Raw genomic sequence first — 12,740 nt, 5'->3', positions numbered from 1 at the left:
GATTTTTATAGGATTCCAGCCATGTCAAACCACAATGTTGCACTTCAATTTGAAGACGGTGTTACTCGTTTCATTACAGTTGCACAAGGTGAAACTCTATCCGATGCAGCTTACCGTCAAAAGATCAATATCCCTCTGGATTGCCGTGACGGTGCATGTGGTACCTGTCGAGCGTTTTGTGAATCAGGTACGTATGACATGCCTGAAGAAACCTATATTGAAGATGCATTAACACCTGAAGAAGCAGAAGAAGGTTATATCCTTGCCTGCCAATGCCGCCCGACTTCAGATGCGGTGTTCCAGATTCAGGCATCTTCAGATGTATGTAAAACTGAAATTCACGCGTTCGAAGGTACTTTATCTCGCGTTGAGAACCTGTCTGACTCAACCATTACCTTTGATATCCAGCTTGACGAAGGTCAGCCTGATATCCACTTCCTGGCCGGTCAATATGTCAATGTCGGTATTCCAGGAACAGCTGAAACCCGTTCTTATTCATTCAGCTCTAAACCGGGCAACCGTTTAACCGGTTTCGTAGTACGTAACGTACCAAACGGCAAAATGAGTGAATTCTTAAGCAAAAATGCCAAAGCTGGCGACAAAATGACCTTTACCGGTCCATTTGGTAGCTTCTACTTACGTAACGTGGTGCGCCCGGTACTGATGCTTGCGGGTGGTACAGGTATTGCTCCGTTCATGTCAATGCTGCAAGTACTGGAAGAAAAAGGTTCAGATCAGCCAGTGCGTCTGGTATTTGGTGTAACCAATGACTTTGACCTGGTTGCGCTGGAAAAACTGAACGAACTGCAAGCCAAATTCCCATGGTTCGAATACCGCACTGTTGTAGCGAATCCGGAATCTGCACATGAGCGTAAAGGCTATGTGACTGGTCATATTGACAACGAATGGCTCAATGGCGGCGATGTTGATGTGTACCTGTGTGGTCCAGTGCCAATGGTTGAAGCGGTACGCGGCTGGTTAGATGGTGAAGGTGTAAAACCGGCCAACTTCCTGTTCGAAAAATTCTCTGCTAACTAAAATCGAGTAATCCCGCAATGTCTGATCGTCAAAGATTTTTAAATAAAGTGGTGATTGTGACTGGTGCTGCCCAAGGCATCGGTCGCGGGGTTGCCCTGCAAGTGGCAGCCGAAGGCGCCCAGGTGGTCATGGCCGACCGTTCTGAATATGTCGCAGAAGTGCTGGCAGAGATTCAGGCCGCCGGTGGTGATGCGGTCACCATTAATGCTGACCTGGAAACCTATGCTGGCGCGCAGTCAGTGGTTGCCAAAGCCATCGACACTTACGGCCGCGTTGATATCTTAATCAACAACGTCGGCGGTGCCATCTGGATGAAACCTTTCCAGGAATTTTCTGAAGAAGAAATTATCAAGGAAGTGAACCGTTCACTGTTCCCAACCATGTGGTGCTGCCGCGCAGTATTGCCGGAAATGCTGAAAAATCAGAAAGGCACCATTGTAAACGTTTCATCTATTGCCACCTGTGGTATTAACCGTATTCCTTACTCTGCCTCTAAAGGCGGCGTCAATGCCCTGACCAAATCGCTGGCTTTTGCACATGCGAAAGATGGTATTCGTGTTAATGCCGTGGCAACTGGTGGAACTGAAGCACCACCACGTAAAGTGCCACGTAACACTGCCCCATTGTCTGAACAAGAACAGGCATGGATGCAGGAAGTGGTTGATCAGACCATTGATCGTACCTTCCTTGGCCGTTACGGCACCATTCAAGAACAAGTCAATGCCATTTTATTCCTGGCATCTGACGATGCGTCATATGTGACAGGCACAGTTGTTCCTGTCGGCGGTGGTGATCAGGGTTAACCTGATCATCTTTTTTTGTACAGGATCATTGCCAGACTTGCACGGAGGCAAACAATGAGTCACCTGTTAGATACCTTAAGAAAAGACTGGTCCTTATCAGCCACAGTTGCAGGATTTTTAGCTGTACTGATTTCCTATGCCGGTCCTTTAATCATCTTCTTCCAGGCAGCCCAACAGGCTCAAGTGTCCAATGCCATGATGATTTCATGGATTTGGGGCATTTCTATTGGCGCAGCCGTTGCCGGTATCTTCCTTTCAATTAAATTCAAAGTTCCGGTGGTCACCGCCTGGTCGGCACCCGGAACGGCCTTGCTGGTCACCCTCTTTCCTGATATTTCCCTGAACGAAGCCGTTGCAGCCTACATCACCTCAGCCGTGGTGATTTTCATTATTGGGATTACCGGTTATTTCGACAAATTGCTGGCCTTAATTCCGCAAGCAGTTGCAGCAGGCATGATGGCCGGCATTTTGTGCCAGTTTGGCTTTGGTCTGTTTACCGCCAGTAACAACATGCCGTTTATTGTATTTGGCATGTTGCTGGTGTTCTTACTGGCCAAACGTTTTAGTCCGCGCTATGCCATGCTGTATGTACTATTGACCGGAATTGGCCTGAGCCTGTTGCTCGGCACCATGAATCCGGTCGAAATGAGTTTTAGCCTGGCAGTGCCGCAGTTTATTGCGCCGGAATGGACCTGGAACTCGACCCTTAACCTGGCCTTACCGCTGATTTTAGTCAGCCTGTCTGGTCAGTTTCTACCGGGGATGGCCATTTTAAAGCTCAGTGGCTACGACACGCCGGCTAAACCCATTATTACCACCACCAGTATCGCTTCGCTGGCGGTGGCGTGTGTTGGCGGGATCACTATTGTCCTGGCCTCAATTACCGCCGCGCTGTGCATGGGCAAAGACGCGCATGAACTGAAAGAAAAGCGCTATATCGCCGGGATTGCCAACGGCCTGTTCTACATTTTAGGCGGTTTATTTGCCGGCAGCATTGTGATGCTGTTTAGCCTGCTTCCGAAAGAATTGGTGGCAGCATTGGCCGGTCTGGCACTTCTAGGAGCCATTGGCATCAATTTAAATGCCGCCATGCATCAGGAAAACCAGCGTGACGCAGCACTTATTACCTTCCTGGCAACTGCATCGGGTATGCAGTTTTTAGGTCTCAGCTCAGTTTTTTGGGGAATTTGTCTGGGTATTCTGGCTCATGTCATTTTAAGCAGAACCGGTTTATCAGCACTGACCTCACCTTCAAGCCCAAGCAAAAGCACGGGTCAATGAAGTTTGTTTGACTAGGAAACAACTATGATTGATAAAAGCTCAGCATCTTTAAAAGATGTGCTCTCTCAAATTAAAGATGGTTCAACCATCATGATTGGTGGTTTCGGTACAGCAGGTCAGCCTGCTGAACTGATTGATGGCCTGATTGAACTGGGCATCAAGGATTTGGTCATCGTCAATAACAATGCCGGTAATGGCGACTACGGTTTGGCCAAATTACTTAAAGCAGGCGCTGTACGTAAAATCATCTGCTCGTTCCCTCGTCAGTCTGACTCTTATATTTTTGATGAACTGTATCGTGCTGGCAAAATCGAGCTGGAACTGGTGCCGCAAGGTAACCTGGCTTGCCGTATTCAGGCTGCAGGTATGGGTTTAGGCCCAATCTACACCCCAACTGGTTTTGGTACTTTACTGGCTGAAGGTAAACCGACTTTAAATTACGAAGGCAAAGACTTCGTTCTGGAAAACCCGATTAAAGCCGATTTCGCTTTAATTAAAGCCTACAAAGGCGACCGTTGGGGCAACCTGGTGTACCGTAAATCTGCACGTAACTTTGGCCCGATTATGGCCATGGCGGCAGATGTTACCATTGCACAGGTCGCAGAAGTGGTTGAACTGGGTGAGCTTGATCCTGAGCACATCATCACTCCGGGTATTTTTGTACAGCATGTGGTGTCAGTTGCTGCCAAACAGCCTGAACAATCAGCATAAATACGTGAAGGAGAACACGATGAGCTATACCAAATTAACACGTGACCAGATTGCTGAACGCGTTGCCCAAGACATTCCAGATGGTGCCTATGTCAACCTCGGGATTGGCCTGCCAACCAAAATTTCAAACTACCTGCCTGCAGATAAAGATGTATTCCTGCATTCTGAAAACGGTTTATTGGCCTTTGGTCCAAAACCTGCGCCAGGTGAAGAAGATCCGGAACTGATCAATGCCGGTAAAGAATATGTAACTATGCTGACCGGTGGCTGTTTCTTCCATCATGGGGATTCTTTCGCGATGATGCGTGGCGGTCACTTGGACATCGCTGTATTGGGTGCCTTCCAGATTGCAGAAAATGGTGACCTGGCCAACTGGCATACTGGTGCCCCAGATGCAATTCCTGCGGTGGGTGGTGCAATGGACCTTGCAGTTGGTGCCAAGAAAGTCTTTATCACCACGGATCACGTCACCAAAAAAGGCGAGCCAAAAATTGTAGCGGAGCTGAGCTATCCAGCAACTGGCCTGAAATGTGTAGATCGTATTTATACCGACCTGTGCGTGATTGATGTGACTGCTGAAGGCCTGAAAGTGATTGAGAAAGTTGACGGTCTGTCATTTGAAGAGCTGCAATCCCTGACCGGTGCGAAGCTGATTGATGCGACACAGGGTTAAGTAATCCCTCCCAACCTCCCTGAGCGAGTTTTAAAGCACGGCTTTAAAAACTCAGCGCAAGCAAGGGAGGAAAAGTCCCCCTTTTTTAAAGGGGGATTTAGGGGGATTAAAAAAGAATTTAGGAAACAGAAAAAATGAAAAACGCATATATCATTGATGCTATTCGCACCCCATTCGGTCGCTACGCAGGTGGACTTGCTCCTGTACGTACAGATGACCTGGGTGCCATTCCCATTCAGGCGCTGATGGAGCGTAACCCAAGTGTTAACTGGGAAAAAGTAGATGACGTGATCTACGGCTGTGCCAACCAGGCCGGCGAAGACAACCGTAACGTGGGTCGTATGTCTGCGCTATTAGCTGGCGTACCGCATCAGGTGCCTGCAACAACTTTAAACCGTTTATGTGGTTCATCACTGGATGCGGTTGCCATGGCGGCGCGTACCATTAAAGCCGGTGAAGCACATCTGATTGTGGCGGGTGGTGTAGAAAGCATGTCACGTGCACCATTTGTGATGGGTAAATCTGAATCTGCCTATGGCCGTAGCCAGAAAATTGAAGACACCACCATGGGCTGGCGCTTCATTAACCCGAAACTGAAAGAAATGTATGGTGTTGAAACCATGCCTCAAACTGCTGAAAACGTGGCAGAACAGTTCAACATTAACCGTGAAGATCAGGACAAGTTTGCGTTTGAAAGCCAGCAACGTACTGCTGCTGCCCAAGCCAAAGGTTTCTTTAAAAATGAAATCGTACCTGTGGTCATTCCACAGCGTAAAGGCGAACCAGTTGTGGTCGATACCGATGAGCATCCACGTGCATCAACCACGTTAGAAGGTCTGGCGAAACTCAAACCTGTGGTCAAAGCCGATGGTACTGTGACTGCCGGTAATGCCTCAGGTATTAACGATGGTGCAGCAGCATTATTAATTGCCTCTGATGAAGCGGTAGCGGAATACGGTTTAAAACCACGTGCCAAAATTATTGGTGCAACAGTAGTCGGTGTAGAACCACGCATTATGGGCTTTGGTCCAGCGCCAGCCATAAAAAAACTGTTGGCCCAAACCGGTCTGACGTTAGAGCAGATGGATGTGATTGAGCTAAACGAAGCTTTTGCTGCTCAAGCACTGGCGTGTACCCGTGACCTTGGTCTGGAAGATGGTGCCGCGAAAGTGAACCCGAATGGTGGCGCCATTTCACTGGGTCATCCACTCGGTGCATCAGGTGCGCGTCTGGTCACCACGGCCCTGAACCAGCTGGAAGCCACTGGCGGCAAATATGGCCTGTGCTCAATGTGTATTGGTGTCGGTCAAGGCATCGCTTTGATTATTGAACGCGTTTAAAGATACGATAACAAATTAAATTTCCCCTCCCTTTTTTAAAGGGAGGTCGGGAGGGATTCAATGCCAACATTTACATCTCAAGATGCTGAAATTAATTACCAAACCTTTGGTGATGCGACAAAACCTGCGCTGGTATTTTCTAACTCGCTAGGTACCAACTTTAAAATGTGGCAACCGCAAATTGACCACTTCCAGCAGGACTTTTTTGTCATTTGCTATGACACCCGTGGTCACGGCGCATCTTCTGCTCCACAAGGTCCATATACGCTTGACCAGCTCGGCCAAGACGTGGTGAATCTGCTCGATCATTTAAATATTGAAAAAGCAGCCTTCTGTGGGATTTCGATGGGTGGTTTGACCGGTCAGTGGCTGGCAATTAACAAGCCTGAACGTTTTAGCCATGTTGTGGTCTGTAATACGGCCGCTAAAATTGGTCAGGAACAGGCCTGGAATGAGCGTGCCGCACTGGTCCGTGAACAAGGTTTGGCCCCTATTGCATCAACGGCGGCGGGTCGTTGGTTTACCGAACCCTTTATCCAAAGTAACGCAGCAACTGTAGCGACTCTTTCAAACGACCTGGGAGCTGGCAGCCCTGAGGGTTATGCAAGCTGCTGCGAAGCTTTGGCTAAAGCGGATGTACGTGAACAGTTAAAAGACATTCAGGTACCGGTATTAATCGTTGCTGGTCAGCAAGACCCGGTAACAACTGTAGCCGATGGTGAATTTATGCAACAACGCATTGCCAACGCTGAACTGTTTGAAATTAATGCTTCGCATATTTCCAATATTGAACAGCCAGAAGCCTTTAATCAGGCGGTGCAGGCGTTTATTCAACGCTAAACCCAGCTCGGTTGAAAGCATTTAAAAAAAGATAATCTCCGGATTATCTTTTTTTTGTTTTTAGGCAATTTTTAAAAAGATTGATGATTCTACTGAGATGCCATGCCCATTTGCCTTAACTTTAGGCCCAGATCACCAGCATCGCGGCAATCACCACCAGTACCAAGCCCAGATGATCGTTTCGGGCCAGTTTTTCCTTAAAGAAAAAGGCGGAAATCAGCAAGCTAAATAGAATTTCAATCTGTCCCAAAGTTTTGACCAAGGCCACAGTTTGCATACTCATGGCACTAAACCAGCCAAGGGAGGCCAGAAAACTGCAGATACTCACCTTAAAGGTCAGTCCCAGCCGCTGCCACATGGCCTGTAAGGTATGCCGGCTAAACAGCCGCAAATACAACAACATGCTGATACATTGCAGCCCGATCACAAAACATAATACCCAGCCGGCACGATGTAAAAAGGGTAAATTCTCTAGTTCCAAGCTGGCTTCACGCACCAGCAGTGAGGTAATGGCAAAACTGAGACCACTGCCCACCCCAATCGCCAACGTGCTGACAGAAAGCTTGGTATTGGCCGGCCCTTTACTGAGTAAAAAGACCGCCACGCCGCCTAATACAACGCCAACCCAGCCCAGCAGACTTAAATATTCGCCCAGTAGTGCCACGCCAATTAAAGCCGCCAGAATTGCCTCGCTTTTGGCCAGTCCGACACCAATGGCATAGTTTTTCTGCTTGAACAGTTGCACCATGAGAATGGTGGCCAGAATCTGGCAAAAAGCCGCCACAGCAATATACAGCCAGAATTTCCCGCTAAAGCTAACCGGCGTTGCGGCAGGCTGCTGCAGATATAAAAAACTCAAATAACCGACCGCAAACGGCAAGGCAAAAATAAAGCGTGCAAGCGTGACGCCATAAACGTCGACCGTCATGCTGAGCTGTTTTTGAAAGGCATTGCGCCAGGCCTGCATAAATGCAGCCATCAGGGTAAAAAGAATCCAGGTACTGGCCATGCGAGTATGAAAAATATGATCGGGAATAAGGTTTAATCTACTCCTTTCATGGCGCATATTCGACCATTTTTCATCCATTTACCGTGGCTTTGCTGAATAAATCTCCAATTCTGTCTATTTGCAGCTTTTATGTTCCCTTTAATCCGGAATGCGATGACTGTAAGGCACATGCTTGTGGTTTGCATCCACCTGGTTTTTCGACTCAAAATGAGGCTAAGCGACTGATCGCATCAGGCAACTTTGTAAATCTGCTACAATTTTATAGCGGGTTTCAAATACCCTCCTGACTCAATCTATGTTTAGATAAATGGACGTATCCTGCAGGCTGAGGACCAAGAATGAAGTATTTTGAATGTGCGGTATGCCATCAGCAGATTTTTTTTGGTGCCTCATTTTGTGAATATTGCAAGGCGCCCATTGGCTTTGTTGCCTCCGAAAAAGATATGGGCACCTTTCGTAAGGATAGCGAAAATGAATGGGTCAGCCTGAATGAAAGCTATCGTAATCAGAAATTTAAGCCCTGTTTTAATTATAGTCACTATCAGGTCTGCAACTGGATGATTCCCGTCGATGATGAAAATATCTATTGCGAATCCTGCCAGCTTACCCACACCATCCCCAATTTAGATGAACCGGAAAATATCCAGTACTGGCGTTATCTGGAACAGGCTAAACGGCGGTTTTTATATCTGGCGCAACGCATGAATATTATGCCGCGGCCAAAACGTTCTGAAGATGACCGCTATGGCCTGCGCTATGAATTTTTAATGCCCATGGAAGGCCAACCGGTGCTGACCGGCCACGCCAATGGTCTGATTACCCTCAATGCCATTGAAGCCGATGTGGTGTACCGGGAAACCACGCGCGTAACCATGGGAGAAAACTACCGCACCCTGCTTGGCCATTTTCGCCATGAAAGCGGCCATTATTATTTTGATGTGATGCAAAACCGCCATCCGGAACTGGTCGATGAATTCCGCTACTATTTTGGCGATGAGCGTCAGGATTATGGTATGGCGCTCAAACGCCATTATGAGCAAGGCCCGCCCTCCGACTGGCAAGACAGCTATATCAGCACCTATGCCACCACCCATCCCTGGGAAGACTGGGCCGAAACCTGGGCGCATTATCTGCACATGATGGATACTTTGGAAACCGCCTATTTTGCCGGAATCCGGGTGCAAGGTAACGGCCGTACCCTGGCCAATCTGTACTTTACCGAATGCCCGATTGGCGGCAAGGATATTGAACACATTTTAGAAAACTGGATTGCCCTGACCTTTAATCTGAATGCGCTGAATCGCAGTATCGGGCTGGATGATGCCTATCCGTTTAAACTGACCGAGCCGGTAAAAGACAAGCTGCGTTTTATTCACCGGCATGTGCTGGATAAAGCCTTTAAATCCAATCAGGCCAGTCATCCTGCCTAAACTCGCCTTCAATTCAATGAGATTTGCTACACGATATAGCGTTTACTTAGACCCCATTCGGCCAGAATCCGGCGGTATAAGGCCGAGGAGCGATCTGCCTCAAAATGGGCTTCCATGCTTAAATCCAGCGGCAGCTCTTCCGGTTTCTGGCTTTCCACCATGTCCTGATCTTCGGCAAAAATCTGCGCATTAAAATCGTAAACCGCTTGCAGGTCACCGGTGGTATCAAAATTCCGGGTTAAAGGCACAAATAGCCGGGTCTGATTGGCCGATACCGGACAGCAGGCATTTAAGATTTTCAAGATGCCATCATTCGGAAAATAAATGGTCAAGGTCGCTGCAAAGGGTGGATAAACCTCAAATTCACGCGTCCATAAAAAGCCTTCGGGTGCTAAATGCTGCATGCCATGCGGATAATTACTGACATTGGAAATATAGATACTTTTCAGCCCATAGTCAGTGCGTTCGGTATGATATTTCGGCACCACCGGATTGTCCCGATCGGCAAAGGCCTGATGATGTACCCAGGCAAAATGTGCAACATCAATAAAGCCTTCTAACTGACGGCCGCTGGAACCGGCAATATCCACACTGGGCGGTAAAATGGATTGATGCTCCGCATCTTCCCAGGTATCCAGCACCGGAAAATTGGCTGCCTGTTCATCGCGCCCGAACAGGCTGGTCCAGACCAGACCATATTTCAGCACCACCGGAAACGTGGTCAGGCTAAAACGCTCCGAAATCTGGGTTAGGTCGGGCTGGGCCGGAATTTTGGTGCATTTGCCGGCCCGGTTATAGTGCAACCCATGGTAAGGACAGACAATTTCATCGCCCTCCACCCAGCCTTTGCTTAAAGGCACACCGCGATGCGGGCAAATATCCCGTACCAGCTGGATGTCACCGCTTTCTGTCCGGTACAGCGCCATTTTCACATCCAATAAAGTCACCTGTTGCGGCTGGCTGCTGACATCCTGAATTCGTGCCACCGGATACCAATGCTGCGCCAGAATATGCCAGTCACTGGCATCAAAGCGGCTGTCATGGGGTTGGGCAAACAGGTTGATTACAGGAATCGCATTCATAGGCTGGCTCACTTTTAAGCTATACAGGGTCAAGAACAAACGGAAATCCGCGGTTTTCTCATGTCGTTTATTGTTAACTTCCTGTTTTAAATTAAGAGCTTCTGCTTTTTCTGTCTATTAGAATGTTTTTGATGATCTGTTCTAAAAATTCGAACACTTTAGTCAAAATTGGCCTGAACTGGCGCAGATCTTGCTCTTTTAAAATCTATCAATATCACGCTGGCCAGATTTTAAATAGTGAATACCCCATTTTCGCGTTTTTCAGAATATTTTATTGCGGTGGCGCAAACCGGCAGCTTGCGTAAGGCAGCCGAACAGCTGTTTATTTCGGTATCTGCCGTGCATCGACAAATTGTACTGGCCGAGCAGGAACTTGGGATTGCACTATTTGAACGTCTGAATCATGGGCTACGGCTGACTTTGGCCGGAGAGTTGCTGTATGCCGATCTATTAAAATGGCACAAAGAATTTCAGCAGACCCGCATCCGTTTTGATGAAATTCAGGGCCTGCATCGTGGCAGCATTGAATTTGGCTTAATTTCAGCGCTCAGCGAAAGTTTTGTGCTGCATTCCATGCAACACATGAGCCAGCATTATCCCTGGATTGATTTTCACGTGCATGTGCTGGACAGTGAAAAAGTCGCGCAGATGATTCAGGCCGCGGAGCTGGATTTTGGTCTGCTGCTGAATCCGCAAGCGCATCCGCATTTAGAAGTGGTGGCTTTTGTGGAAATTCCGCTGGGTTTTGTGATTCCAGTTGAGCATCCTCTGGCAGAACAAACACCGCTGTATTTTTCCGATACCTTGCCTTATGCCCATTTAATGCCAGCACCACCGCTGATTATTCATGAATATGTCAGCGCGCTGTATAAGCACCATCAGTTTAGTCCGCGTAGCCGCATCGAATGTAATGACATTCGCATGTTAATGTCATTGTTAAAGCAGAATTTGGGACTGGGGCTAATGAGTTATTTAGATGCTCTGCCGCTCCTGGAACATCAAACAGCCATCTTTAAACCGGTTCAGGACAAAGGTTTATATCCGCTGACGCTGGCCCTGTGTGTGGCACCGAAACGGCAGCTTTCCCGGATTGCGCAAATCATGATGAAACAGTTAACCGAGCAGATGGAGCAGCTACAACAGCAGATTGCCCAGCTTTAAAAAACGGGCTGAATCAAAGGTACTACATTGTCCCGTTGCAAACGGCTGATACCCTGCACTTTTTGCACCTGATACACCGTGGCCTGAAGTTCCCTCAATTCTTCCGGATGATGGGTCACATAAATCATGCCCAGCTGCAATTCGCGCTGAATGCGTTTTAAAAATGGCAGTATCTGCTGTTTTAACTGCTGATCCAGTCCGCTTAAAGGTTCATCCAGCAGCAATAACTGCGGTGCAGACAATAAAGCCCGGCCAATCGAAACGCGCTGTGCTTCCCCGCCGGATAATTGATGCGCTTTGCGTCGAATCAGCCTGGACAGTTCTAACAGCTCGACAATCTGCTCAAATTCAAATTTACGCTGTGTCAACGGCTGTAAACCTTCTGCATATCTTAAATTCTGCTCAACATTCAAATGCGGAAATAACAGGGCCTTTTGGAAAATCAGGGCAATTTTACGTTGATGCACGGGCACAAATATCTGCTGCTGGGTATCGAGCAATAAACGGTGATTCAGCACAATCCGGCCCTGTTGCGGCCGTAACAGCCCGGCCAGCAAATGCAAAAAGCTGGTTTTCCCGGAACCGGAGGGCCCCAGAATTCCGACAATCTGCTCTGCACAGGTCAGCTGCAGCTGTAATTTGAACTGCGCATTTTGATAATCGATCTGACAATCCAGCATCAGCTTTGCCCCAATTTACGTTGATATCTGTGCAAAATAAAATAATTGGCCAGCAAGGCGGCAAAAGCCAAGCCGGTAGATAACAGCACCAGACGCATGGCAGCGGCTTCACCATCGGGCTGTTGAATGAGCGTATAAATAGCGATGGGAATGGTGCGGGTTTCATCCGGAATATTGCCAACAAAGGTAATGGTGGCACCAAATTCACCCAGACTGCGGCTAAAGCCCAGAATACTGCCCATAAGAATCCCGGGCAGCACCAGCGGTAAGCTAATACTGAAAAAGACTTTCAGCGGCGCAGCCCCAAGTGAGGCCGCCACCTGTTCCAGCTGTGGATTCAACATTTGAAAAGACAAACGAATCGGTTGAACCAGCAAGGGAAATGCAACCAGCATGGCGGCCACTACTGCACCTTTCCAGTTAAATGCCAGCTCAATACCCCAGGGGGCCAAAACCTGCCCAATCCAACCTTGCGGACTAAACAGCACCAGTAATGCATAGCCCAACACTACCGGCGGCAAAACCATCGGCAGTTGTAACATGGCTTCGATCAAAAACTTGCTGCGAAATTCATAGCGTGCCAGCATCCAGCCCAGACAAATTGCAAATGGCAGGCAAAACAAGGTCGCAACACTGGCCACTTTGGCAGACAGATACAAGGCACTTAGTTCTTCGGGACTCAGCATCAAAGC

General features: G+C 48.1%; 13 protein-coding genes. 9 read left to right on the top strand and 4 right to left on the bottom strand.

Going from position 1 to position 12,740, the window contains the following annotated elements:
- Nucleotides 1–21 precede the first annotated feature (21 nt).
- The 7 genes from benC to pcaD all read left to right on the top strand — a co-directional run bounded on the left by benC (nucleotide 22) and on the right by pcaD (nucleotide 6,686).
- Nucleotides 22–1,038: a benzoate 1,2-dioxygenase electron transfer component BenC gene (gene benC, locus FTU55_RS00235; protein WP_005178083.1), complete on the top strand. Its 1,017-nt coding sequence runs from the start codon at nucleotides 22–24 to the stop codon at nucleotides 1,036–1,038.
- Between the two features lie 17 nt (nucleotides 1,039–1,055).
- Nucleotides 1,056–1,841 carry a benzoate diol dehydrogenase BenD gene (gene benD, locus FTU55_RS00230; protein ID WP_005178084.1) on the top strand — a complete coding sequence of 262 codons (786 nt, stop codon included), beginning with the start codon at nucleotides 1,056–1,058 and terminating at the stop codon, nucleotides 1,839–1,841.
- Between the two features lie 54 nt (nucleotides 1,842–1,895).
- A complete protein-coding gene (gene benE, locus FTU55_RS00225; RefSeq protein ID WP_005178085.1) occupies nucleotides 1,896–3,122 on the top strand; it encodes a benzoate/H(+) symporter BenE in 1,227 nt (408 codons plus the stop codon).
- Nucleotides 3,123–3,146: 24 nt separating this feature from the next.
- Nucleotides 3,147–3,833 carry a 3-oxoacid CoA-transferase subunit A gene (locus FTU55_RS00220; protein ID WP_005178086.1) on the top strand — a complete coding sequence of 229 codons (687 nt, stop codon included), beginning with the start codon at nucleotides 3,147–3,149 and terminating at the stop codon, nucleotides 3,831–3,833.
- A 19-nt stretch (nucleotides 3,834–3,852) separates the two neighbouring features.
- On the top strand, nucleotides 3,853–4,506 hold the full coding sequence (locus tag FTU55_RS00215) for a 3-oxoacid CoA-transferase subunit B (RefSeq protein WP_180045777.1): 654 nt from the start codon (nucleotides 3,853–3,855) through the stop codon (nucleotides 4,504–4,506).
- A gap of 134 nt (nucleotides 4,507–4,640) precedes the next feature.
- Nucleotides 4,641–5,846, top strand: coding sequence for a 3-oxoadipyl-CoA thiolase (pcaF, locus tag FTU55_RS00210; protein WP_163145792.1), 1,206 nt, complete (start codon nucleotides 4,641–4,643; stop codon nucleotides 5,844–5,846).
- A 60-nt stretch (nucleotides 5,847–5,906) separates the two neighbouring features.
- The gene (gene pcaD, locus FTU55_RS00205; RefSeq protein ID WP_180045775.1) at nucleotides 5,907–6,686 is read left to right on the top strand and encodes a 3-oxoadipate enol-lactonase; all 780 of its coding nucleotides are present in this window, start codon (nucleotides 5,907–5,909) and stop codon (nucleotides 6,684–6,686) included.
- Between the two features lie 121 nt (nucleotides 6,687–6,807).
- Here the strand turns inward: pcaD and FTU55_RS00200 are convergent, their stop codons facing one another.
- A complete protein-coding gene (locus tag FTU55_RS00200; protein WP_180045773.1) occupies nucleotides 6,808–7,695 on the bottom strand; it encodes a DMT family transporter in 888 nt (295 codons plus the stop codon).
- 338 nt (nucleotides 7,696–8,033) lie between these two features.
- Between FTU55_RS00200 and FTU55_RS00195 the strand changes: the two genes are divergently transcribed.
- A complete protein-coding gene (locus tag FTU55_RS00195) occupies nucleotides 8,034–9,125 on the top strand; it encodes a putative zinc-binding metallopeptidase (protein ID WP_045794766.1) in 1,092 nt (363 codons plus the stop codon).
- A 26-nt stretch (nucleotides 9,126–9,151) separates the two neighbouring features.
- On the opposite strand, the gene FTU55_RS00190 is transcribed toward FTU55_RS00195, so the two are convergent.
- The gene (locus FTU55_RS00190; protein ID WP_168396053.1) at nucleotides 9,152–10,207 is read right to left on the bottom strand and encodes an aromatic ring-hydroxylating dioxygenase subunit alpha; all 1,056 of its coding nucleotides are present in this window, start codon (nucleotides 10,205–10,207) and stop codon (nucleotides 9,152–9,154) included.
- Nucleotides 10,208–10,444: 237 nt separating this feature from the next.
- Between FTU55_RS00190 and FTU55_RS00185 the strand changes: the two genes are divergently transcribed.
- Nucleotides 10,445–11,368, top strand: a complete 924-nt coding sequence (locus tag FTU55_RS00185) for a LysR family transcriptional regulator (protein WP_180045771.1) — start codon at nucleotides 10,445–10,447, stop codon at nucleotides 11,366–11,368.
- Here FTU55_RS00185 and FTU55_RS00180 read toward each other — a convergent pair.
- The gene (locus FTU55_RS00180; protein ID WP_180045769.1) at nucleotides 11,365–12,048 is read right to left on the bottom strand and encodes an ATP-binding cassette domain-containing protein; all 684 of its coding nucleotides are present in this window, start codon (nucleotides 12,046–12,048) and stop codon (nucleotides 11,365–11,367) included. The two genes, FTU55_RS00185 and FTU55_RS00180, sit on opposite strands and share 4 nt — an antisense overlap.
- The gene (gene modB, locus FTU55_RS00175) at nucleotides 12,048–12,734 is read right to left on the bottom strand and encodes a molybdate ABC transporter permease subunit (protein ID WP_127799979.1); all 687 of its coding nucleotides are present in this window, start codon (nucleotides 12,732–12,734) and stop codon (nucleotides 12,048–12,050) included. Before modB ends, FTU55_RS00180 begins: the two co-directional genes overlap by 1 nt.
- Nucleotides 12,735–12,740 lie beyond the last annotated feature (6 nt).

It is taken from the genome of Acinetobacter sp. YH12117 (genome assembly GCF_013418865.1).
GTDB classification, from domain to species: domain Bacteria; phylum Pseudomonadota; class Gammaproteobacteria; order Pseudomonadales; family Moraxellaceae; genus Acinetobacter; species Acinetobacter indicus.
Note: the sequence above shows the minus strand (reverse complement) of the source record. Positions and strands in the feature narration are given on the sequence as shown.